This window comes from Pseudomonas sp. C8002, from assembly GCF_013385765.1.
Lineage (GTDB): Bacteria > Pseudomonadota > Gammaproteobacteria > Pseudomonadales > Pseudomonadaceae > Aquipseudomonas.
The window spans coordinates 226,551-250,566 of sequence record NZ_JACAPJ010000005.1 but is presented as its reverse complement, the minus strand read 5'-3'; the positions used below and the strand labels follow the sequence as shown (position 1 = coordinate 250,566).

Annotated in this window: 20 protein-coding genes; 9 read left to right on the top strand and 11 right to left on the bottom strand. The window is 60.6% G+C overall.

Annotation, left to right across the window (positions count from 1 at the left end):
* Positions 1–43 precede the first annotated feature (43 nt).
* From HX814_RS07735 to HX814_RS07720, 4 genes are read left to right on the top strand one after another with little or no spacing between them, the layout of a single operon-like run.
* On the top strand, positions 44–1,984 hold the full coding sequence (locus HX814_RS07735) for a type VI secretion system Vgr family protein (RefSeq protein ID WP_003213354.1): 1,941 nt from the start codon (positions 44–46) through the stop codon (positions 1,982–1,984).
* A gap of 15 nt (positions 1,985–1,999) precedes the next feature.
* Complete coding sequence (locus tag HX814_RS07730) at positions 2,000–2,434, top strand: DcrB-related protein (protein WP_003213356.1); 435 nt, start codon at positions 2,000–2,002, stop codon at positions 2,432–2,434.
* Positions 2,435–2,446: 12 nt separating this feature from the next.
* The gene (locus tag HX814_RS07725; protein WP_177009047.1) at positions 2,447–6,754 is read left to right on the top strand and encodes an RHS repeat-associated core domain-containing protein; all 4,308 of its coding nucleotides are present in this window, start codon (positions 2,447–2,449) and stop codon (positions 6,752–6,754) included.
* Positions 6,755–6,769: 15 nt separating this feature from the next.
* Positions 6,770–7,177, top strand: coding sequence for a hypothetical protein (locus HX814_RS07720; RefSeq protein WP_003213360.1), 408 nt, complete (start codon positions 6,770–6,772; stop codon positions 7,175–7,177).
* Positions 7,178–7,294: 117 nt separating this feature from the next.
* Here the strand turns inward: HX814_RS07720 and HX814_RS07715 are convergent, their stop codons facing one another.
* The 3 genes from HX814_RS07715 to HX814_RS07705 all read right to left on the bottom strand — a co-directional run bounded on the left by HX814_RS07715 (position 7,295) and on the right by HX814_RS07705 (position 9,130).
* Positions 7,295–7,570, bottom strand: coding sequence for an HU family DNA-binding protein (locus tag HX814_RS07715; RefSeq protein ID WP_003213368.1), 276 nt, complete (start codon positions 7,568–7,570; stop codon positions 7,295–7,297).
* Between the two features lie 191 nt (positions 7,571–7,761).
* Complete coding sequence (locus HX814_RS07710) at positions 7,762–8,910, bottom strand: NAD(P)/FAD-dependent oxidoreductase (RefSeq protein ID WP_003213371.1); 1,149 nt, start codon at positions 8,908–8,910, stop codon at positions 7,762–7,764.
* 52 nt (positions 8,911–8,962) lie between these two features.
* Positions 8,963–9,130 carry a rubredoxin gene (locus tag HX814_RS07705; protein WP_003213373.1) on the bottom strand — a complete coding sequence of 56 codons (168 nt, stop codon included), beginning with the start codon at positions 9,128–9,130 and terminating at the stop codon, positions 8,963–8,965.
* A 194-nt stretch (positions 9,131–9,324) separates the two neighbouring features.
* On the opposite strand from HX814_RS07705, the gene HX814_RS07700 reads away from it, so the two are divergent.
* Both HX814_RS07700 and ubiA read left to right on the top strand, forming a co-directional pair.
* Positions 9,325–9,888, top strand: coding sequence for a chorismate lyase (locus HX814_RS07700; protein ID WP_177009046.1), 564 nt, complete (start codon positions 9,325–9,327; stop codon positions 9,886–9,888).
* Entirely contained in the window at positions 9,888–10,778 is an 891-nt protein-coding gene (gene ubiA, locus HX814_RS07695; protein WP_177009045.1) for a 4-hydroxybenzoate octaprenyltransferase, read from the top strand. Before HX814_RS07700 ends, ubiA begins: the two co-directional genes overlap by 1 nt.
* Before the next feature lie 33 nt (positions 10,779–10,811).
* Here ubiA and HX814_RS07690 read toward each other — a convergent pair whose 3' ends face one another.
* Positions 10,812–11,192: a hypothetical protein gene (locus HX814_RS07690; RefSeq protein ID WP_003213380.1), complete on the bottom strand. Its 381-nt coding sequence runs from the start codon at positions 11,190–11,192 to the stop codon at positions 10,812–10,814.
* Positions 11,193–11,344: 152 nt separating this feature from the next.
* On the opposite strand from HX814_RS07690, the gene phoB reads away from it, so the two are divergent.
* From phoB to HX814_RS07675, 3 genes are all read left to right on the top strand, one after another.
* Positions 11,345–12,034 (top strand): phosphate regulon transcriptional regulator PhoB, encoded by a 690-nt coding sequence (phoB, locus tag HX814_RS07685; protein WP_003195617.1) that lies wholly within the window; start codon positions 11,345–11,347, stop codon positions 12,032–12,034.
* Between the two features lie 43 nt (positions 12,035–12,077).
* Positions 12,078–13,400 (top strand): phosphate regulon sensor histidine kinase PhoR, encoded by a 1,323-nt coding sequence (gene phoR, locus HX814_RS07680; RefSeq protein WP_003213382.1) that lies wholly within the window; start codon positions 12,078–12,080, stop codon positions 13,398–13,400.
* 124 nt (positions 13,401–13,524) lie between these two features.
* Complete coding sequence (locus tag HX814_RS07675) at positions 13,525–14,865, top strand: hemolysin family protein (RefSeq protein WP_003213385.1); 1,341 nt, start codon at positions 13,525–13,527, stop codon at positions 14,863–14,865.
* 117 nt (positions 14,866–14,982) lie between these two features.
* On the opposite strand, the gene HX814_RS07670 is transcribed toward HX814_RS07675, so the two are convergent.
* From HX814_RS07670 to HX814_RS07640, 7 genes are all read right to left on the bottom strand, one after another.
* Positions 14,983–15,633, bottom strand: coding sequence for a M23 family metallopeptidase (locus tag HX814_RS07670; RefSeq protein WP_008439474.1), 651 nt, complete (start codon positions 15,631–15,633; stop codon positions 14,983–14,985).
* 236 nt (positions 15,634–15,869) lie between these two features.
* Positions 15,870–16,769 (bottom strand): response regulator, encoded by a 900-nt coding sequence (locus tag HX814_RS07665; RefSeq protein WP_003213389.1) that lies wholly within the window; start codon positions 16,767–16,769, stop codon positions 15,870–15,872.
* Between the two features lie 124 nt (positions 16,770–16,893).
* Positions 16,894–17,655, bottom strand: coding sequence for a phosphate signaling complex protein PhoU (phoU, locus tag HX814_RS07660; RefSeq protein ID WP_003213392.1), 762 nt, complete (start codon positions 17,653–17,655; stop codon positions 16,894–16,896).
* A 72-nt stretch (positions 17,656–17,727) separates the two neighbouring features.
* Complete coding sequence (pstB, locus tag HX814_RS07655) at positions 17,728–18,561, bottom strand: phosphate ABC transporter ATP-binding protein PstB (RefSeq protein WP_003213395.1); 834 nt, start codon at positions 18,559–18,561, stop codon at positions 17,728–17,730.
* 139 nt (positions 18,562–18,700) lie between these two features.
* Positions 18,701–20,371 carry a phosphate ABC transporter permease PstA gene (gene pstA, locus HX814_RS07650; protein ID WP_008439475.1) on the bottom strand — a complete coding sequence of 557 codons (1,671 nt, stop codon included), beginning with the start codon at positions 20,369–20,371 and terminating at the stop codon, positions 18,701–18,703.
* Positions 20,372–20,386: 15 nt separating this feature from the next.
* Positions 20,387–22,420, bottom strand: coding sequence for an ABC transporter permease subunit (locus tag HX814_RS07645; RefSeq protein WP_174717804.1), 2,034 nt, complete (start codon positions 22,418–22,420; stop codon positions 20,387–20,389).
* Positions 22,421–22,850: 430 nt separating this feature from the next.
* On the bottom strand, positions 22,851–23,840 hold the full coding sequence (locus tag HX814_RS07640) for a phosphate ABC transporter substrate-binding protein PstS (protein WP_076013198.1): 990 nt from the start codon (positions 23,838–23,840) through the stop codon (positions 22,851–22,853).
* Positions 23,841–24,016: the final 176 nt, after the last annotated feature.

Below are 24,016 nucleotides of genomic sequence, written 5' to 3'. Positions count from 1 at the left end.
GGAGCCGGTTCCTACAGTTATTACGCTATTTACGGGTTAACCGATGTTATTCAACCAAGCCTCACGCCTGGCCAAGATCACCAGCCCCCTGGGGCCGGATGTGCTGCTGCTCAATGAAATGGGTGGCGGCGAAGAGCTGGGTCGGCTGTTCAATTTCGAACTGCAGCTGACCTCGCTGGACGCCAACATCGACCTCAACCAGTTGCTGGGCAAGCCCATGAGCCTGAACCTGCAACTGGCGGACGGTGGCGAGCGACACTTCCACGGCATCGTCGCCCGCTGCAGCCAGAACATCGACCAGGGCCAGTTCGCCAGCTATCAGGTGACTTTGCGCCCGTGGTTGTGGCTGCTGAGCCGCACCTCCGACTGCCGGATTTTCCAGAACCTGAGCATCCCGCAGATCATCAAGCAGGTGTTTCGCGACCTGGGTTTTTCCGACTTCGAAGACGCCTTGAGCCGCCCGTACCGCGAGTGGGAATACTGCGTGCAGTACCGCGAGACCAGCTTCGATTTCGTCAGCCGCCTGATGGAACAGGAAGGCATCTACTACTTCTTCCGCCACGAGCAGGACCGCCACGTGCTGGTGCTGGCCGATGCCTACGGTGCCCACGCCAACGTGCCCGGCTACGCCTCGGTGCCTTACTACCCCAAGGACGAGCAGCAGCGCGAACGCGACCATATGCACAACTGGCACCTGGCACAGGAAGTACAGCCCGGCTCCCTTGAGCTCAACGACTACGACTTCCAGCGCCCCAGCGCGAGCATCGACGTGCGCTCGGCCATGCCGCGCCCGCACACCGCCGGCGACTACCCGCTGTACGACTACCCCGGCACCTACGTCAAAAGCGAAGACGGCGAACACTACGCCCGCACCCGCATCGAAGCCCTGCAAACCCTGCACGAACAAGTGGAGTTCAGCGGCAACGCCCGGGGCCTGGGTTCCGGCCACCTGTTCAGCCTCACCGGCTTCAGTCGCCGCGACCAGAACCGCGAATACCTGATCGTCGGCGCCCGCTACTACATCTCCCAGGAAAGCCTCGAAAGCGGCGGTGGCGCGCCTTCGGCGCAGTTCGAAAGCACCCTTACCTGCATCGACGCGCAACAGAGTTTCCGCCCGCTGGCCAACACCTACCGGCCCATCGTCAAAGGCCCGCAGACCGCGCTGGTGGTGGGCCCCAAGGGCGAAGAAATCTGGACCGACCAATATGGCCGGGTCAAGGTGCATTTCTATTGGGACCGCCACGACCAGTCCAACGAAAACAGCTCGTGCTGGATTCGCGTGTCGCAGTCCTGGGCCGGAAAAAACTGGGGCTCGATGCAGATCCCGCGAATCGGCCAGGAAGTGATTGTGAGCTTCCTGGAAGGCGATCCCGACCGGCCGATCATCACCGGCCGGGTGTACAACGCCGAGCAGACCGTGCCTTACGACTTGCCGGAAAACGCCACCCAGAGCGGGATGAAAAGCCGCTCCAGCAAAGGCGGCACACCAGCCAACTTCAATGAAATCCGCATGGAGGACAAGAAGGGGTTGGAGCAGCTGTACATCCATGCCGAGCGTAATCAGGACATCGTGGTGGAGGTGGATGAAAGCCATTCGGTGGGGCATGACCGGAACAAGAGTATTGGGCATAACGAGACGGTGACGATTGGGAACAATCGAGTGCGCATCGTCAAGCATCAAGACATCCTCTCGGTGGGCCAGAGAAAGACCGACAGCATCAGCCAGAGCTACGTGATTGAAGTGGGCGAAAACCTGCGATTGGTCTGCGGTAAAAGCATCCTGGAGTTGAACGCCAGCGGGCAGATCAACCTGAGTGGCGTAAATATCAGCTTCCACGCCAGCGGCGATGCCGAATTCAATACCGGCGGCGTCCTGCACCTGAACAACGGCGGCGGCCCCGGCGCAACACCCGATGGTCAGGGCATGAAAGCCAGCATCGACGCCAATATCAAAGCCGCGTTCCCCGCGCCTAAAAGCTCCTGACGAGACCTGTTTTCCATGACGTACCGAATTAACGAATTTCAGTTCCAACTGCCGGCCGGCGAGCTGCAGGACGCTACGATCAATATCCTCAAGTTCCCCGAGCTGGGCACTTCCTTGATCATCAGCCGCAGCTTCCTCACCGATGGCGAAACCCTGCACAGCAACTTCGACGAACAGCTCAAACGCCTGGAAAAACAGGTGCAGGATTTGCGCTATCAACCGGGCGTCGGTGTCCGTCTAGGTGCAACAAAGGAAGTAGAAGGCATAGAGCTCCGCAGCCAGTTCAGCAAGGGCAGTGACAAGGTGTTCCAGTACCAACTGGCTCTGGTAATCCCGGGCACACGCAAGATGCTCGCCTTGAGTTATGTGAAGGCAGACAAGCTGGGCGATGCCGAGGCGGCGCACTGGGCGACGATCAAAAACTCATTGTCGTTCGACGCGATTTCCTGATGGGCACCATGCATGTCTGATGCTCTATGGGCCGCTCGCATGGGCGACGCGCTCTCCCACACCTCAATGATGGCCGACATCCTCGGCGGTGTGTTGGAGGTGGCGGCCAATATCGCGATCACTGCAGTAGCGACTGCTGCCGTGGTGGCTGCTACCGGTATCACCGTCGCTACCGGCGGACTCGGATGCGTCCTGCTCGGCGCAGTGGTGGGCACAGTTGTCGGCCTTCTCATGAGCAAGAGCGGGGCGGACAAAGGCCTCACCAATTTATGCGACAGCTTCAGCAACGCCCTGTTTCCGCCCACGGTACAGGCGAATATTCTCACCGGTGCCACCGATACCCTGACCAACAACCTTCCCGCCGCACGTGCCGCGGGGGCGATCAGCTCGCATGTCGCGCCAGCCGGAACCGAACTGGAAGAACCCGCACCCGAACCAGAAGCCAGTTATCTGGATATGGCCGAGAGCTTCTTCTCCCAAATGTGGCGCCCCACGGTGGCTACTCCCACACCAGGAGCCGTGCCCAAGCCTCTGGACTTGGTCACCTGCATGAAGCATCCACCGATGCCTCCGCAGTTCCTGGCCGAGGGTTCGGATAAGGTCACGATCAATGGCCAGCCTGCGGTGCGCAGTGGTGATCGTAGTACCTGCGATGCAACAGTGGTGTCGTCCGGGTTGATTTCATCGAACGTGACCATTGGCGGCGGGTCAGTGGTGGTGCGGGAAATACGCAGTGGCAAGACGCCGGGCGTGGGGTTGGCGGTCACCGCGTTACTGATGCTCAAGGGCGGCAAGGGCAAGTTCTTCAGCAAGTTGCCGTGCATGCTGATTGGCGGGGCTACTTCGATGGCCGTCAGCAGCGCGATGGACGCGATGACCAACGCTGCCATGGGCTCGTCGAATCCGGTGCATGCTGCAACGGGAGCGAAGGTGCTGGGCGGCACCGATGAACTGGATTTTGTACTGCCCGCCATCCTGCCGATTGACTGGCAACGCTTCTACAACAGCCGCGACGAACGCCCAGGCACACTGTTCGGTACAGGCTGGAGTGTGGCTTATGAAGTATGCGTCGAAATCCAACCTCATCCAGAAGGCGGTGAAGCGCTGGTCTACACCGACGAGCAGGGGCGCCCTATCGACATGGGCTCGATCCCGTTGGGGGGGGCGGTGTTCAGCCCCGGCGAAGGGCTCTCTGTGCGTCGGCACCTCAACGGGCAGTTGCTGATTGAAAGTGACGACGGCCTATATCGTTTGTTTGAGCCCACAGCCAACCCGTCGCTGCTGCGCCTGATTCAACTTGGCGACCGCAACGACAACCGCATTCATCTCGACTACGACCAGGCCGGACGCCTGGTACGCCTGCGCGATACCTTCGACTTGGTGCAGGTCGAGTTGATACGCGAACATGAGCACGTCACTCGCGTCGAACGCCTATTCCCAGATCAACGTCGCGAAGTGCTCGTCAGCTACGGCTATGACGCCAGGGCCAATCTGGCAGAGGTGCGCGATGCCTCTGGCCAGGTGCAGCGGCGCTTCACGTACGATGCCGGGCACCGAATGGTGGAGCATCAGTTACCCACCGGGTTGCGGTGCTTCTATGAATGGGCACTGATTGAAAACTCAGAGTGGCGAGTCGTCCGACACTGGACCGATGAAGGTGACTCCTACCAGTTCGACTATGACTTGAAGGCGGGCCTCACCCGTATCATCGACGGCTTACAGCGCGTCAGCACCCGACATTGGAATACTCAGCACCAGATCATTCAATACAGCGATAAGCTGGGGCAAACCTGGCTGTTCGAGTGGAATGACGAACGCCAACTTCTCAGCGCCACCGACCCGCAAGGTGGACGCTATGAATACAAGCATGATGACGCCGGCAACCTGATCGGCGAAACGGACCCGTTGGGCCGCAGCGATTCAACGTTGTGGCTTGAACACTGGGCGTTACCCCTGGTGGAGACCGACGCCGCCGGCAACAGTTGGCAGTATCGCTATGATCCTCGCGGCAATTGCGTTGCCGAAACCGACCCGCTGGGCCACCTCACCCGCTATCGCTATGACGCCCACGGCCAGGTCGTGGAAATCATCGACGCCTCCGGTAAAAGCAAAAAACTGCGTTGGAATCCGTTCGGGCAATTGGTCGAACACATTGATTGCTCGGGTTATCCCACGCGTTTCAGCTACGACGAGCGCGGCTATCTGCAGGTGATCACCGACGCGCTTGGCGAGCGCACTCAATTCAGCTACGACCTCCAGGGGCGCTTACTCAGCAACCAACTGCCGGACGGTCGCATCGAGCTGTTTCAACGCGATGTCAGCGGCCAACTCGTGGGGTACACCGACCCTGCCGGACATACCACGCTCTACCAGCACAATCGACGTGGCCAGATAAGCCTGCGCACCGACGCTCATGGCCGGCAGGTGAAGTTCGGCTATGACAGCTATGGGCGCCTGCAAGCACTGACCAACGAGAACGGCGAACGTTATCTCTTTGCCTGGGACGCCGGGGATCGGCTGACTGAGCAGCAAGACCTCGATGGCAGTGCCAAAAGCTACACCTACAATCCACTGGACCATATCACCACGGTGACCGCCACTCCGGCCCCCTACGGCAACGGGCTAGGCCTGGTTCCCGAGACGCCGCCAGCGCCCATTGTCCATCAAATGGAACGTGACGCAGTAGGTCGGCTGATCGCCAAAACCACCGACGATGGGCGCACCGACTACGCCTACGACCCGCTGGACCAGCTCACCGCCGTCACCTTCACCGACCTGCTGGGCAATACCCAAGCCCTTGGTTTCGCTTACGACGCCCTCGGCCAAATGCTTGCCGAACAGAGTTCTATGGGCACCCTGCAGCACCACTACGACGAACTCGGTAATCTTATCCAGACCCAGATACCCGACGGACGCTGGCTCAATCGCCTGTACTACGGCAGCGGTCACTTGCATCAGGTCAATCTCGACGGCCAGGTCATCAGCGACTTTGAACGCGACCGCCTGCACCGCGAAGTACTGCGCACCCAAGGCCGACTCAGCACCCGCAGTGAGTATGACCGCAGCGGCCGTCTACGCTCACGCCAACACCGCCTTACAGGCCTGCCATCGTTGATGCCAGCGACAGCGCAAAAGCAGTTCGAGTATGACCCTGCCGACAACTTGGTCGGCAAGTTCGACCAGCAATCTGCCATACAACATCGCCAACTGCTGCACTACGATGCCACTGGCCGCATCATCGCCAGCCAGGACAGCCTGCACGGCCAGCGCGAAACGTTTGCCTACGATGCCGCCGCCAACCTGCTGGATGGCCCGCAGTCAGGCGCTGGGCTGGTCGTGCATAACAAACTGCTGACCTATCAGGACAAGCGTTATCGCTATGACGCGTTCGGTCGGATGATCGAAAAACGCAGCGCAGCGCGTGGCTTGCAACGCTTCGCCTACGATGCAGAAAGCCGGCTGATTGAAGTGCGCAATGAAAACGGCAGCGTAGTCAGGATGATCTACGACCCGTTGGGCCGACGCATTGAGAAAACCGAACATGGCAACGACGGCTATCCCCTGGGGGAAACCCGGTTTACCTGGGATGGGCTGCGGTTATTGCAGGAGCATAAACACAGCCAGACCAGTCTTTACATCTATGAAGATGAAGGCAGCGAACCCTTGGCTCGCGTTGACGGCACCGGGCCGCTGCAGAAAATCCGCTACTACCACAACGACCTCAACGGACTGCCGGAGCAACTGACTGAAGCTGACGGGCATAATGTCTGGCGCGCGACATATCGTGTGTGGGGCAATACGGTTGAGGAAGTGCGCGAGCCGTACTACATCGAAGAACAGAACCTGCGCTTTCAGGGGCAGTATCTGGACCGGGAGACGGGGCTGCATTTCAATACTTTCAGGTTTTATGATCCGGACGTGGGACGGTTTACGACACCGGATCCGATTGAGTTTGACGGCGGGCTCAATTTTTATCAGTACGCCCCCAATCCAATATCCTGGATTGATCCATGGGGACTGGCCCCCGAGCTTTATTACCTGATTGCGAAAAAGGACGGCTTTTATGACGAGATGGCATGGGGCCATAAAAAGCCAATAGGCCAAGTCTATTTGAAAAAAGGTGAAGTTTGGAAAGTCGGTGAAACCGTCAATCCGAATCGGCGATATACCCAAAAGTGGCTGAAATCCAAAAATCTTGCCTACAAAAGGGTTATGGCAGCACCGACGAAGGGCAATATGCAGGTATGGGAAAGATTAAAAATCGGAAAATATTTTAAACGCCGAGGAAAACTACCCCCGGGCAACAAATGCAGGCACTGACATAAGGAATACTTTATGCGAGTCGATACGACATCGGACTCACCGAGTTGGACAAAGGTCTTTGAAATCACCGACGAGCTAAATGGCCTGAGTGAGATTCTTGAAAAAAAGTATCCCACCCTCGACTGGGAACTGGCGGTCTGCATGCGATGCCTGCCGAAGAACCTGGAACGAAAAACATTTTGCCGTTATTACGCAAAAGACAAAATGTTCGGTCTGGATATCGCCATGGACGAGGAAGATTTTGTTCCACTGAAAAAAGACATAGCTGCTCAGCGCAAATTAATAGGTGCGGCATTCATTACATTTTTTGTTGAAAGTATTAAGAAATACGAGAAAAAACTCCCCAATCTGCAACCGGTATCGGCGCAACTAATTGCGGATGTACAGCAATGGTGTATTGAGAACGAGTGGACAGCTTGAAGCTCAACGATTGAGCAAGGATTGCCCACCCACAAAAAATGGGCACCCGACCCAGTCGGCGTGCCCATTTTTCATCCCGCGCTCACACTCGCATGTGCGTAGCGCGTTCTACATGACTTACGGATTGACGCTGTCTTTAAGCGACTTGCCTGGCTTGAACGCAACGGTGTTGCTCGCCTTGATTTTCACCGGCTCGCCGGTTTGCGGGTTTTTGCCGGTGCGGGCGCCGCGGTGGCGCTGCAGGAAGGTGCCGAAGCCTACCAGGGTGACGCTGTCCTTGCGATGCAGCGCGCCGGTGATTTCTTCGAGTACGGCGTTGAGTACGCGGTTGGCCTGTTCTTTGGTCAGGTCTGCTTTTTCTGCAATAGCGGCTGCGAGTTCTGGTTTACGCATAAGTGAAGCCTCTTTGACGGTTTTTTGTTGTTATGTCCGTGCTGCTCTCTATCGGAGCAGCGCCCAAGGCGCCGCAGGCTCTACTCTGCGGCAGACGGGAGTGAGGATGGCATGCCATCGGGGCCTGCGCCAGTCTCACGGCGACCTTTCTACGGTCAAAATGATGCTTATTCCGACAGAACGACCAGCATTTACGCCAGCAGCGGCGGAAGTTCTTTGTTGAGGGCCAGTTTTTCCATCACGGCCGTGCCGGTCAGGGCGTACCCCAGCAGGCGCCCGCTGGCGTCGCGGCACAGGGCCTTGATGTCGCCGCCCTGCCCTTCGACGCTCCACACGCCTTCGGTGCCCCGTGGCGGTGGCGAGACGACCAGCGGGCAGATCGGGGTTTTTACCGTGACGGGCATCGGACCGTAGCTGACGGCCGTCGCGTTACCCGCCAGGGTCTGGGCCAGGGCGCGGGCGCAGCTCATCAGGGGCATCACGTACAGCAGGTTCAGGCCATCGACCTCGGCGCAGTCGCCCAGGGCGTAGATGTTGGCGTGGGAGGTCTTGAGGTGACGGTCGACCATGATCCCGCGGTTGATCTGCAACCCGGCGGCGGCGGCCAGGTCGACACGCGGGCGCAGGCCGATAGCAGACACCACCAGATCACACTGGATCACTTCGCCATCAGACAAGTGGGCTTCCAGGCCGTCAGCGGTGCGCTGCAGGCGATTGAGCACCGGGCCCAGGTGGAAACGCGCCCCCAGGCCTTCCAGACCGGCCTGCACCGCTGCGGCGGCTGCCGGGTGCAGCAGGGTCGGCATGACTTGCTCGCACGGCGCCACCAGGTCGATCTCGTAGCCGCCGAGGATCAGGTCGTTGGCGAACTCGCAGCCGATCAGCCCGGCACCCAGCAACAGCACCCGGCGTTTTCCGGCCGCAGCGGCACGAAAGCGTGCGTAGTCTTCGAGGTCGTTGATCGGGAAAATCAGCTCGGCGGCGTCGCCCTGTACCGGCACCCGCACGGTTTCTGCGCCCCAGGCCAGGATCAGGTCGCGATAGGCCACCGCTTCCTCACCGATCCACAAGCGCTTGTGGCCCGGGTCGATGCCACTGATGCGGGTGTGGGTACGCACTTCGGCCTTCAGTTGCTCGGCCATGGCGCCCGGTTCAGCCATGCTCAGGCCATCGGCTTCCTTGTTCTTGCCAAAGCCTGTGGAGAGCATGGGCTTGGAGTAGGAGCGCCCGTCATCTGCGGTGATCAGCAACAGCGGGGTTTCGCTATCGAGCTTGCGAAACTCCCGAGCCAGGTTGTAACCGGCCAAACCCGTGCCGACGATCACGACAGGTGCGTTCATTCCTTTCTCCTTGTAGTTAGTACGGTTCTTGAATTGCGATTTAAATCAGCAATCAGCCGATTTCGATCATTTCGAAATCCATTTTGCCCACGCCGCAGTCCGGGCACAGCCAGTCTTCGGGGACGTCCTGCCACAGGGTGCCCGGCGCGATGCCGTCATCCGGCCATCCGTCTTTCTCGTCGTAGATCAGGCCACAGACGACACATTGCCACTTCTTCATTGCTTGTTTCCTCAGGTCCAGGCGCGTTGGCCGACGGTCGATAGATGTAACTTGCCGTGCGGCTCAGGGCGTTTTGTACTGATCAGCAGGCGCAGATGCAAGCATGATCGACGCATGGGCCTGGCGCACTCCGGCAAAAGTCCAGGGCACCATGGTAAGCTCGCCGCCTCATTAACTGCCAATAATGACCCTCCGTGCCGCATTCAAACGCCCTTCCCGATGCTTGCCGATGGCTGACCCAGAGCCTTCTGAGCCCACTGCCCACGCCGCTGACACTCAACTGGCTGTTCGATGAAGGCTCGCTGACCCGGCGCCTGACGCGCCTGTCCGACGATGGCTTCAGCGTGACGCCGTTGTTCGAAGGCTGGCAGCCACTGCGAGACGACGAATGCGCCACCCTGGACTTGCCCGCCGCCAGCATCGGCTGGGTGCGCGAGGTGTATTTGCGTGGCCATGGCCAGCCGTGGGTGTTTGCCCGCAGCGTGGCGGCCCGCAGCGCCTTGCAGGGCGACGGCTTGCACATGGATGAGTTGGGCAGCCGGTCTCTCGGGGAATTGCTGTTTTGTGACCACGCCTTCACGCGCCAGGCCATCGAGGTGTGCCGCTACCCACGGGAATGGCTGCCCCCGGCGGACCAGGCCGATCACCTGTGGGCACGCCGCTCGCGCTTCGACCGCGGGCCGCTGAGCGTGCTGGTGGCCGAGATCTTCCTGCCCACCCTGTGGCAAGCCGTGCACGACCATCCGGAGCGTTTCTGATGTACCAGCGCCTGCTCAAATCCCTGAATCACCTGAACCCAAGGGCCTGGGACTTCATCCAGTTGACCCGCATGGACAAGCCCATCGGCATTTACCTGCTGCTGTGGCCCACGCTGTGGGCGCTGTGGATTGCCGGCAAGGGTTCGCCATCGCTGCTCAATATCCTGATCTTCGTGCTCGGCGTGATACTCACCCGGGCCGGCGGTTGCGTCATCAATGACTGGGCCGATCGCAAGGTCGACGGCCATGTGAAACGCACCGAACAGCGCCCGCTGGTCAGCGGCAGGATCAGCTCGAAAGAGGCCCTGGTGTTCTTCGCGGTGCTGATGGTCATCAGTTTCCTGCTGGTGTTGCTGACCAACTCCATGACGATCTGGCTGTCCCTGGGCGGCCTCGCGCTGGCGGCCAGCTACCCGTTCATGAAGCGCTACACCTATTACCCGCAGGTGGTATTGGGCGCGGCGTTCTCGTGGGGCATGCCGATGGCGTTCACCGCCGAGACGGGCAGCCTGCCCGCCGCGGCATGGCTGTTGTACATCGCCAACCTGTTGTGGACGGTGGGATACGACACGTACTACGCCATGACCGATCGCGACGATGACCTGAAAATCGGGGTCAAATCCACCGCGATTCTGTTCGGCGATGCCGACCGGGTGATCATCCTGACCCTGCAGGGCCTGGCACTGGTGTGCCTGTGGCTGGCGGGGATGCGTTTTGAGCTGGGCGGCTGGTTCCACCTGGGCTTGCTGGCGGCGGCCGGGTGTTTTGCCTGGGAGTTCTGGTACACCCGGGACAAGGACCGGCTCAAATGCTTCAAGGCGTTTTTGCACAACCACTGGGCCGGGTTGGCGATTTTTGTCGGGATTGTCGCGGACTACGGATTTCGGTGAGAGGCCAGGCCCCTCACCCTTATCCGGCTCACATCAAGGCTTGGCGACCTTCCACGCCCCGTCCATTTTGCCTTCGCCGGTCATGTCACCGGCCTTCTTGTCCATGATGAAGGTGTAGAGCGGCTTGCCGCTGTAGGCCCACTGGCTTTTCTGGTCGTCACGGGTGATCACGGTCCACTTGCCCATGGGCTTGTCGGTGGATTCGGCCATCAACGGCGGCCAGTTGGTGGCGCACTTGTCGTTGCACATGGATTTGCCATCAGCGTCCTTGGCAAAGGTGTAGAGGGTCATGCCGTTGTGGTCCACCAGCATCCCGTCCTTGGTCATCGCCGGGTCTGCCGCAAACGCCAGTGTCGGCAGCGTTAACGCGGCCGTTACCAGCAGGGCTTTCCAGGAAAAAGTACTGTGAGTCATGGGAACCTTCCTTTTGTGGTTGTCAGGATTCGGACCCAAAGCGTAGTCCAGAGAGGCAAGGATTGCCCAGGCGACTAAATTACTGTCACACGACTGCAATAATTCCGTTATCTAATGCGGCGCAAGACAGTTAAATGACAAGAGGATTTAGCATGGTTGGCAGGAGCATTCTGATCGTTGACGACGAAGCGCCCATTCGCGAGATGATCGCCGTTGCGTTGGAAATGGCCGGCTATGACTGCCTGGAGGCGGAGAACTCCCAGCAGGCCCATGCCATTATCGTCGACCGCAAGCCGGACCTGATCCTGCTGGACTGGATGCTGCCCGGCACCTCCGGCATCGAACTGGCCCGCCGCCTCAAGCGTGACGAGCTGACCGGGGATATCCCGATCATCATGCTCACCGCCAAGGGCGAAGAGGACAACAAGATCCAGGGCCTGGAAGTCGGCGCCGATGACTACATCACCAAGCCCTTTTCCCCACGGGAACTGGTCGCCCGTCTGAAAGCCGTTCTGCGCCGTGCCGGCCCCACTGATGGCGAAGCGCCTATCGAAGTCGACGGCCTGATCCTGGACCCGATCAGCCACCGCGTGACCATCGACGGCAAACCCGCCGAGATGGGCCCCACCGAATACCGCCTGCTGCAGTTTTTCATGACCCACCAGGAGCGCGCCTACACCCGCGGCCAACTGCTGGACCAGGTCTGGGGCGGCAACGTGTATGTGGAAGAGCGCACCGTCGACGTGCATATCCGTCGCCTGCGCAAAGCCTTGGGCGACGCTTACGAGAATCTGGTACAAACCGTGCGCGGCACCGGCTACCGGTTTTCCACCAAAGGCTGAGCCAGCCCGAACTGCCCAGACAGCTGAAAGGACGCGTGTTTAAGTGAACCAAAACTGGCATGGCACCCTGATCCGCCACATGCTCCTGTTGATCACCGGCTGCCTGCTGGTGGGCCTGGTCAGCGGCTATTACGGCTGGAGCCTGGCCGTCGGCCTGGGCCTTTACCTGGGCTGGACCCTCAAGCAACTGCTGCGCCTGCACGAATGGCTGCGCCAGCACAAACCCGACGAAGCACCACCCGACGGCTACGGCCTGTGGGGCGAGGTGTTCGACAGCATCTACCACCTGCAACGCCGCGACCAGCGTGTACGCGGGCGCCTGCAAGCGGTGATCGACCGGGTGCAGGAGTCCACCGCCGCACTGAAAGACGCGGTGATCATGCTCGACAGCGACGGCAACCTGGAATGGTGGAACCGCGCCGCAGAGACCTTGCTGGGCCTCAAGACGCCCCAGGACAGCGGCCAGCCGGTGACCAACCTGGTGCGCCACCCGCGTTTCAAGGAGTATTTCGAGCAGGACAACTACGAAGAAGCCCTGGAAATCCCGTCACCGACCAACGACCGCGTGCGTATCCAGCTGTACCTGACGCGCTACGGCAATAACGAACACTTGATGCTGGTGCGTGATGTCACACGCATCCATCAGCTGGAACAGATGCGCAAGGACTTCGTCGCCAACGTCTCCCACGAACTGCGCACACCGCTGACGGTGATCTGCGGTTATCTGGAGACGCTGCTCGATAACGTCGAAGACGTGAACCCGCGCTGGACCCGTGCCCTGCAACAGATGCAGCAGCAAGGCTCGCGCATGCAAACCCTGCTTAACGACCTGCTGTTGCTGGCCAAGCTCGAGGCCACCGATTACCCCTCGGACAACCATCCGGTGCCGGTACAAAGCCTGTTGCAGACGATCAAGAGCGACGCCCAGGCATTGTCCGGGCAGCGTGAGCAGCAGATTACCCTCGAAGCCGACCCGTCGATCCTGCTCAAGGGCAGCGAGGGCGAGCTGCGCAGCGCGTTTTCCAACCTGGTGTTCAACGCCGTCAAATACACCCAGGACAAAGGCAACATCCGCATCCGCTGGTGGGCCGACGACCAGGGCGCACACCTCAGCGTGCAGGACTCCGGGATGGGCATCGACGCCAAGCATTTGCCGCGCCTTACCGAGCGTTTCTACCGCGTCGACTCCAGCCGCAACTCCAACACCGGCGGCACCGGGCTCGGCCTGGCCATCGTCAAACATGTGCTGCTGCGCCATCGCGCGCGGCTGGAAATCAGTAGCGTGCTCGGCCACGGCAGTACCTTTACCTGCCATTTCCCGCCGGCCCAGGTGACACATTCCCGGGTCCTTCATCAGGACGAGTGACCCTCCGCCCGGCAGCCGCCACTAGGCAAGCGCCCCGTCAGCCGCTACATTGGCGGACTTGCGCCTGCCTTTCAGGCCCACCTGCTCACCCTTTTCGATTAGACGGAACCCGCAAAACCCCATCATGGACCCTTCCCCTGGCATCACCCTCGCGACACTCTTCGCCGACTTCGGCATGATTCTTTTTGCACTGATCCTGGTACTGCTCAACGGCTTTTTCGTTGCGGCGGAATTTGCCATGGTCAAACTGCGCTCGACCCGGGTCGAGGCCATCGCCCACAAGAACGGCTGGCGCGGGCAGATCCTGCGCACCGTACACAGCCAGCTCGACGCCTATCTGTCGGCCTGCCAGTTGGGTATCACCCTCGCCTCCCTGGGCCTGGGCTGGGTCGGTGAGCCGGCCTTCGCGCACATCCTCGAGCCGTTGCTGGGGGCGATCGGTGTGCAGTCGCCGGAAGTGATCAAGGGCGTGTCGTTCTTTGCCGCCTTCTTCGTGATCTCGTACCTGCACATCGTGGTTGGTGAACTGGCGCCCAAGTCCTGGGCCATTCGCAAGCCCGAGTTGCTGTCGCTGTGGACCGCCGTGCCGCTGTACCTGTTCTACTGGGCCATGTACCCGGCGATCTACCTGCTCAACGCCAGTGCCAACGCCATCCTGCGCATCGCCGGCCAAGGCGAGCCTGGCCCGCACCACGAGCACCATTACAGCCGTGAAGAACTGAAACTGATCCTGCACTCCAGCCGTGGCCAGGACCCGAGCGACCAAGGCATGCGCGTGTTGGCCTCCGCCGTGGAAATGGGCGAGCTGGAAGTGGTGGACTGGGCCAACTCCCGGGAAGACCTGGTGACCCTGGACTTCAACGCACCGCTCAAGGAAATCCTGGCGCTGTTCCGTCGCCACAAGTTCAGCCGCTACCCGGTGTACGACGCCGTGCGCAACGAGTTCGTCGGCCTGCTGCACATCAAGGACCTGCTGCTGGAACTGGCGGCCCTGGACCACATTCCCGAGTCGTTCAACCTGGCCGAGCTGACCCGCCCGCTGGAACGCGTATCGCGCCATATGCCGCTGTCGCAACTGCTCGAGCAGTTCCGTAAAGGCGGCGCGCACTTCGCCCTGGTGGAAGAGGCCGACGGCAAGGTCATCGGCTACCTGACCATGGAAGACGTACTGGAAGTACTGGTAGGCGACATCCAGGACGAACACCGCAAGGCCGAGCGCGGCATCCTCGCTTACCAGCCGGGTAAATTGCTGGTGCGTGGCGACACGCCGCTGTTCAAGGTGGAGCGCCTGCTGGGCGTCGACCTGGACCACATCGAGGCCGAAACCCTGGCCGGGCTGATCTACGACACCCTGAAACGGGTGCCGGAAGAGGAAGAAGTGCTGGAAGTCGAAGGCCTGCGCATCATCATCAAGAAGATGAAAGGGCCGAAGATCGTGTTGGCCAAGGTGCTGTTGCTCGACTAGGGCACACCCCCTGTAGGAGCGAGCTTGCTCGCGAAGGACGTTAACGATAACGCTGGGATCCTGACACCCGGCAGCGCCCTCAGGTTTTTCGCGAGCAAGCTCGCTCCTACAAAAGCCTTACCGCGTGCCCAGCGCAAAGTTGGGCAACGCCTGCACCGGCTGGTTGAATTCATAGGGAATCGACACCAGCCCCGACGCCGTCGTGCGCTGCACCACAAAATGCAGATGCGGCCCGCTGCTGTTGCCGGTATTGCCCGACAGCGCCAGCGGGCTGCCCACCGCCACGCGCTGCCCTTCCCTGACGCTGACCGACCCTTGCTTGAGGTGCAGGTACACGCCTTGCGTGCCGTCATCGTGCTGCACCCGCACGAAATTGCCCGATGGATCGCTGCCGCGCCCGCTCTGCTCGTTCTCGGTTTTCAGTACGACACCGCCACGTGCCGCGATGATTGGCGTGCCTTCAGGCATGGCAATGTCCATCGCATAACGGCTTTTGAGCTCAGAGTGGCTGAAGGTACCGTTGGGGCCTTGGGTGAGACGGAACGGCCCGCCACGCCAGGGCAAGGGATAACGATAGGAAGCGGGTTGCGACGGATATACAGGCTTGGGAATCACCCGCTCCTGATACACAAACGCCTGCGCCCCGGGCGTGTACCGGTCGCTGAAGACCACAGCGCCGTCGGCGTCGATGGATTTGTAGAGGGTCATGGACATCGCCGGCATGACAACGGCGAACAGTCCACACAACAGCAGTGAGCGCACGAGCATCGGGTTGGCCTGCCAGGGACGACTGAATGGCAGGCTAACAAGGGATCATGACAGTGCTATGTGAACCAAACACTAACCCTGTGGCGAGGGGGCTTGTCCCCCGTTGGGCTGCGCAGCGGCCCCAGTAGAGTTATCGCGCAGGGTCAGGCAGAACTCAATTACAGGGTTTGGGGCCGCTACGCAGCCCAACGGGGGACAAGCCCCCTCGCCACAGGTTTTTTGGAGACCCCATCAAGTCACGCACCCGGCACAAAATGCTTCTGTGCGGTCCCTCGGGCGATCAGCCGCGAAATGTAGTCAAGCTTCTGCGCATCCTGGTCGATAAACCGGAAGGTCAGTTGCAGCCAGTCACTGTCGGGCTTGGGCTCGTAGGCCACCACGGCATGCAGGTAGCCATTGAGACGCGCCACTTCAGCGTTCTCACCCTGCTCCAGGTCGAGCACGGCGCTTTCCAGTACCTGAGGCAGGATTTCACCACGACGCACCACCAGCAGCGCCTCCTTGATACTCAGGGCCTTGATCACACACTGCTGGGTGCCACTGGACAGGCGCAACTGGCCCTGGCCACGACCGCTGGCAGGCGACGCTGCCGCAGCCACCTGCACCGGCGGGCTGTTGAGCAGGCCTTTGCTGGGCGCCGCCACCGGGGCCGGCTTGACTGCGTCAGGCTTGCCACCAGTGAGGGCGCTGAGGGAATCGTTACCGAACGCCGAGTTCATCTTGGTCGGTGCGCTGGCGATCAGCGCGTCGAGGCGGCCAATCTTGTTCAGTGCCTGCTTGACCTTGTTCAGCAACTGCTCGTTGGTGAATGGCTTGCTGACGTAGCCGGAAACCCCGGCCTGGATCGCCTGCACCACGTTTTCCTTGTCGCCACGGCTGGTCACCATGACGAAAGGCATGGCTTTGAGATGAGGCTGTTCACGGCACCAGGTCAACAGTTCCAGGCCGGACATTTCCGGCATTTCCCAGTCGCACAGCACCATGTCGAAGGTTTCGCGCATCAGGATGGCCTGGGCCTTTTTGCCGTTCACCGCATCTTCGATCTTGATCCCCGGGAAGTAGTTACGCAGGCACTTCTTCACCAGGTCGCGAATAAACGAGGCGTCATCCACCACCAATACACTGACTTTGCTCATCGACCCTTCATCCTATAAAAACCCCGGCAAGCATAACGCTTCGCTGATGGCGTTTTGCCAAAAATTCCAACACCACAAACGAAAACGCCCGACCAAAGGCCGGGCGTTTATTTCTCGGGCAATCTTACTTATCGTCAGGAACGCCCGGAACATTAGGGATTTGATCGGTCGTACCTTCAACTTCTGCTTTCATCCGCTTGAGGCCCATGTGCCGCACGTCGGTACCCCGCACCAGGTAAATCACCAGTTCCGAGATGTTGCGTGCGTGGTCGCCGATGCGTTCCAGCGAACGCAGTACCCAGATGATGCTCAGTACCCGCGAGATAGAGCGCGGGTCTTCCATCATGTAGGTCGCCAGTTCGCGCAGCGCCGTCTTGTATTCGCGGTCGATGGTCTTGTCGTATTGGGCCACCGACAACGCCAGCTCGGCGTCGAAACGGGCAAACGCGTCGAGGGCGTCGCGAACCATGTTGCGCACCTGGTCACCGATGTGGCGCACTTCGACATAACCACGCGGCGCTTCGCCTTCCTCACACAACTGGATGGCGCGGCGGGCGATCTTGGTGGCTTCGTCACCGATGCGCTCCAGGTCGATCACCGACTTGGAGATGCTGATGATCAAACGCAGGTCGGACGCCGCCGGCTGACGACGGGCCAGGATGCGCAGGCATTCTTCGTCGATGTTGCGTTCCATCTGGTTGATCTGGTCATCGATCTCACGCACTTGCTGGGCCAGGCCCGAGTCGGCCTCGATCAGCGCGGTGACGGCGTCGTTGACTTGCTTCTCCACCAGCCCGCCCATGGCCAGGAGGTGGCTGCGCACCTCCTCAAGCTCGGCGTTGAACTGCGCGGAGATGTGATGGGTAAGGCCTTCTTTGCTAATCATGTTGGCGTCCTTGGAACGTCCAGTAAGGTGCGGTCGACCGCAGCATCAGTTCAGTGAGCAACCAGCCACCTGCTAGCCGTAGCGACCGGTGATGTAGTCTTCGGTCTGCTTCTTCGCCGGGTTGGTGAACAGGGTATCGGTGTCGCCAAATTCCACCAGCTTGCCCATGTACATGAACGCGGTGTAGTCGGAAACCCGCGCCGCCTGTTGCATGTTGTGGGTCACGATGACGATGGTGAACTTGGATTTGAGTTCGTAGATCAGCTCTTCGACTTTCAACGTGGAGATGGGGTCGAGTGCCGAGCACGGTTCGTCGAGCAGCAGCACTTCCGGCTCCACGGCGATGGTGCGGGCGATCACCAGACGTTGCTGCTGGCCGCCGGACAAACCGAGGGCCGACTCGTGCAGGCGATCCTTGACCTCGTCCCACAGCGCCGCGCCTTTCAGTGCCCACTCAACGGCTTCGTCGAGGACGCGCTTTTTGTTGATGCCCTGGATGCGCAGGCCGTAGACCACGTTTTCGTAGATGGTCTTGGGAAACGGGTTGGGCTTCTGGAACACCATGCCCACCCGGCGCCGCAGCTCGGCTACGTCTTCGCCCTTGCGGTAGATGTTGGTGCCGTACAGGTTGATCGCGCCCTCGACGCGGCAGCCGTCCACCAGATCGTTCATCCGGTTGAAGGTGCGCAGCAGGGTCGACTTGCCGCAACCGGACGGGCCGATGAAGGCGGTCACGCGCTGCTTCGGAATGTTCATGCTGACGTCGTACAGCGCCTGCTTGTCGCCGTAGTACAGGCTCAGGCCCGGGACTTCGATGGCCACGGTTTCCTGGGCCAGGCTCAGGCTCTGCTTGTCGCGACCCAGGGCTGACATGTTGATGCCGTGGGAATGGGTTTCATGTTGCATGGGATGCTCCCTGTGCTACCAATTCGTTTTGTGGGAGCGGGCTTGCTCGCGAAGGCGTCAGGTCAGTTGACCCATGTATGACTGATACACCGCATTCGCGAGCAAGCCCGCTCCCACATTTAGTCCGCGTTCACTTCAATTAACTGTCCAACGCCTTGTACTTCTCGCGCAGGTGGTTACGAATCCACACCGCCGACAAGTTGAGCGTGGCGATCACCAGCACCAGCAGCAAGGCGGTGGCGTACACCAGCGGCCGCGCGGCTTCGACGTTGGGGCTCTGGAAGCCGACGTCATAGATATGGAAGCCCAGGTGCATGATCTTCTGGTCCAGGTGCAGGTACGGGTAGTTGCCGTCCACCGGCAGCGACGGCGCCAGTTTCACCACACCCACCAGCATCAGCGGCGCCACTTCACCCGCGGCGCGGGCCACGGCGAGGATCATGCCGGTCATCATCGCCGGGCTGGCCATCGGCAGCACGATCTTCCACAGCGTTTCCGCCTTGGTCGCGCCCAGTGCCAAAGAACCTTCACGTACGGTGCGAGGAATCCGCGCCAGGCCTTCTTCAGTGGCCACGATCACCACCGGTACCGCCAGCAGCGCCAGGGTCAGGGATGCCCAGAGCAGGCCAGGCGTACCGAAGGTCGGTGCCGGCAAGGCCTCGGCGAAGAACAGCCGGTCAACCGAGCCGCCCAGTACGTACACAAAGAAGCCAAGGCCGAACACGCCGTAAACGATGGCGGGTACACCGGCCAGGTTGTTCACCGCGATGCGGATGATCCGCGTCAGGGTGTTCTGCTTGGCGTATTCACGCAGGTACACCGCCGCCAGCACGCCGAACGGGGTCACGATCATCGCCATGATCAGGGTCATCATCACGGTGCCGAAGATCGCCGGGAAAATCCCGCCTTCGGTGTTGGCTTCCCGTGGATCGTCGCTGAGGAATTCCCAGACCTTGCTGAAGTAGAAACCAACCTTGGTCATGTAGCCCATGGCGTTCGGCTGGTAAGCGTGCACCACCTTGCCAATGCCGATTTCGATTTCTTTGCCGTTGGCATCGCGGGCGGTCAGGCTGTCGCGGTTGAACTGGGTGTGCAGGTCGGCCAGGCGGGCTTCGATATCCTTGTAGCGGTTGTTCAGTTCGGCGCGGCCGCTGTCCATGTCGGCCTGGGCGGTGGCGTCCAGCTTGCCTTCCAGCTCCAGTTTGCGACCGTGCAGGCGGATGCGTTCGAGGCCGGCGTTGATGGCGCCGATGTCGGACTTCTCGAGGGTCTTGAGCTGGGCCGCGAGCTTGTTGACGCGGTCTACGCGGGCTTGCAGTTCCGGCCAGGCCGCCTCGCCTTCGGCGATCACCTTGCCGTCCTGCTTGACGTTGACCAGGGTGCCGTAGAAGTTGCCCCACTCACGACGCTCGATGGCCATCAACTCGACCGGCTTGGTCTGGTTGGTCAGCCACTCGCCGACGATCCAGGTGAAGTCATTGCCGTTCAAGTCACGGTTGCCGACCTTGATCAGCTCGCGGGTCATGAACTCCGGGCCTTGGTCCGGCACCGGCAAGCCAGCGCTTTTCAGGCGCTCGCGGGGCACTTCTTCTTTCTGCACCACTTCGCCGACGACGATGTGATTTTCCTGGCCCGGCACGTTGTAGTTGGCCTGGATCAGGTCGGCCGGCCAGAAGTGGCCCAGGCCACGCACGGCAATCACGGCCAGCAAACCAATGGTCATGATGACCGCAATGGACACCGCGCCACCGCTGATCCAGACGCCCGGGGCGCCGCTCTTGAACCATCCATTCAGGGAGTTCTGTTTCACAGACTTCTACCTTTCTTAAAGCGACGAGTATTTCTTGCGCAGACGCTGACGAATCAGCTCGGCGAGGGTGTTCATGATGAAGGTGAACAGCAGCAGCACCAGCGCCGAGAGGAACAGCACGCGGTAGTGGCTGCCGCCGACTTCCGATTCGGGCATTTCCACCGCGACGTTGGCTGCCAGGGTGCGCAGGCCTTCAAACAGGTTCATCTCCATCACCGGCGTGTTGCCGGTGGCCATCAGCACGATCATGGTTTCACCGACCGCGCGGCCCATGCCGATCATCAGCGCCGAGAAGATGCCCGGGCTGGCGGTCAGGATCACGACGCGGGTCATGGTCTGCCATGGCGTGGCGCCCAGGGCCAGGGAGCCCAGGGTCAGGCCGCGCGGCACGCTGAACACGGCGTCTTCGGCGATGGAGTAGATGTTCGGGATCACCGCGAAACCCATGGCCAGGCCGACTACCAGGGCGTTGCGCTGGTCGTAGGTGATGCCCAGGTCGTGGGAGATCCACATGCGCATGTCGCCGCCGAAGAACCAGGTTTCCAGGTACGGGCTCATGTACAACGAGAGCCAGCCCACAAACAGGATCACCGGGATCAGGATCGCGCTTTCCCAGCCATCCGGGACCCGCAGGCGGATCGACTCAGGCAGGCGGCTGAAGACGAAGCCGGCCACCAGGATGCCGATCGGCAGCAGCATCAGCAGGCTGAAAATCCCCGGCAAATGCCCTTCGACATACGGCGCCAGGAACAGGCCGGCGAAGAAGCCGAGGATCACCGTCGGCATCGCTTCCATCAATTCGATCACCGGCTTGACCTTGCGGCGCAGGCTCGGGGCCATGAAGTAAGCGGTGTAGATCGCAGCGGCAACGGCCAGTGGTGCGGCCAGCAGCATGGCGTAGAACGCGGCCTTCAGGGTACCGAAGGTCAGGGGCGCCAGGCTCATCTTGGGTTCGAAGTCGGTGTTGGCGGCGGTCGATTGCCAGACGTATTTAGGCTCGTCGTAGTTTTCGTACCAGACCTTGCTCCACAGCGCGCTCCAGGAGACTTCAGGGTGCGGGTTGTCCAGCAGCAGCGGTTGCAGCTTGCCGCCGGCCTCGACGATCACCCGGTTGGCCCGTGGCGACATGCCGAAGATACCGTTGCCGTCGACCACCTGGTCCACCAGCAACGTACGGTGGGCAGTGCTGTGGAACACACCGAACTTGCCGGAAGCGTCGAGGGCGGTGAAGCCTTTGCGACGTTCTTCAGCAGTGATTTCAACGATAGGCGCGGTGCCCATCTGGAAGGTACGGATCTGCTTCAGGCGTTGTTCGCCGTCCGGGTCGCGGGCCATGAACCACTGTGCCAGGCCACCGCTGGAGTTACCGATGATCAGCGAGATGCCGCCCACCAGCTGGGTGCTGGCCGTGACTTGCGCCACGCCGTCTTCCAATAATTTGTAGCGACCGTTGAGGCTGTTGTCCCGCAGGCTGAAAACGTCGGCCTGGGCGCGACCGTTGATCACGTACAGCCACTGCTGGCGCGGATCAACGAAGATGGCTTTGACCGGCTCGGTCATTTGCGGCAGTTCGATGCGCTTCTGCTCGGTGGTGACTTCCTCGGTCATCATGTTTTCTTCACGGCTGATGGACAGCACGTTCAGATGGGCACCACTGGAACCGGCCACCACCAGCGTCGAGTCGGTCGCGTTCAAGGCGACATGCTCAAGGGAGCGGCCTTGTTCGTCGAGGACGATCGGTGTTTCGCCGTAAGGGTATTCGACGGCGGGCGAGATGGTCTTCTTGCCGTCCGGGTACGACACTTTATAGGTGTGACGGAACACCAGGGACTGGCCGTTGGACAGGCCGAGGATCACCAGCGGGCTGCCGGGCTGGTCTTCACCAATGGAGGCGACTGTCACGCCCGCCGGCAACGGCAGGTCAACGCGCTTGAGTTCGGCACCCGTGTCAACGTTGAAGAACAGCGCCTGGCCCTTGTCGGAAACCCGCATGGCGACCTGGTTCTGTTCTTCCATGGAGATCATCAGCGGCTTGCCGGCGTCCTGCAGCCAGGCAGGCGCCAGGGCCTCTTCCTTGGTCAGGTTGGCGCCGTGGAACAGCGGCGCGACCACGTAGGCGAGGAAGAAGAAGATCAAGGTGATAGCGCCCAGGACGGCAAGGCCGCCCACCAGCACGTACCAACGGGTCAGGCGATCCTTGAGCGCGCGGATGCGGCGCTTGCGTTGCAGCTCAGGCGTATTGAAATCAATGCGCTTGGGGGGAGAAGTCGTCGTCATGGTGGAATTGGCCAGATCATTCATGCGCACACCCTAGCGATCCTGTATGACAGAAAGATGACAATGCAGTGACGCAAGAAATCCGCCGCGTAGCAGGGCTGGCAGCGGATTAAAAAATGGGAGGCGAGGTCCAGGTCTTACAGACCCCGCCCGGGCCTTGAACCGTGGGTAAACCGCGGTTCAAGGCAGGTTTACAGGCGGCTTATTTGCCACCTTCTTTCAGGCCCAGGTCAGCCAGTGCCTTGGCGGCAACTTTGGCTGGCAGCGGGATGTAGCCGTCTTTCACTACCACTTCCTGGCCCTGTTTGGACAGAACCAGCTTCACGAACTCGGCTTCCAGCGGGGCCAGAGGCTTGTTCGGGGCTTTGTTGACGTAGACGTAGAGGAAGCGCGACAGCGGGTATTTGCCGTTCAGGGCGTTTTCTTCGGTGTCTTCGATGAAGTCAGTGCTGCCTTTCTTGGCCAGGGCCACGGTTTTCACGCTGGCGGTTTTGTAACCGATGCCCGAGTAACCGATGCCGTTCAGCGAGGAGCTGATGGACTGCACAACCGACGCCGAACCAGGTTGTTCGTTCACGTTAGGCTTGTAGTCGCCTTTGCACAGGGCTTCTTCCTTGAAGTAGCCGTAGGTGCCGGATACCGAGTTGCGACCGAACAGTTGCACTGGCTTGTTGGCCAGGTCGCCGGTCACGCCCAGGTCGCCCCAGGTCTTGACGTCAGCCTTGGCGCCGCACAGACGAGTCGAGGAGAAGATCGCGTCGACTTGTTCCATGGTCAGGTGCTGGATCGGGTTGTCCTTGTGCACGAACACGGCCAGGGCATCCACGGCAACCGGGATCGCGGTTGGCTTGTAGCCGTACTTCTGCTCGAAGGCAGCCAGTTCGGTGTCCTTCATCTTGCGGCTCATCGGGCCCAGGTTGGAGGTGCCTTCAGTCAGCGCAGGAGGTGCAGTGGCGGAGCCGGCGGCCTGAATCTGGATGTTGACGTTCGGGTATTCCTTTTTGTAACCCTCAGCCCACAGGGTCATCAGGTTTGCCAGGGTATCGGAACCAACGCTGGACAGGTTGCCCGACACACCAGTGGTCTTCACGTAAGCCGGAATCGCCGGGTCAACACCAGCGGCTACCGCGTTAGCGGTCGCAACGCCAGCAGCGACAAAAGTCATTGCCGCCATCAAACGTTTCAGTTTCATGCCTTGCTCCTAGCAGATAGGGATAGTTGGATCGGGGCCAAGTATCGGTAGGCCGTGTGAACACTCTATGTCTGGAATATGACAATTAGATGAAAGGCCAGCATTTATGAAAAAGCTGACAGGAAGGAGAAACGCCAATAAATCCGGGGCTTGCGAGGAGGTTGGAGCGATTTCGT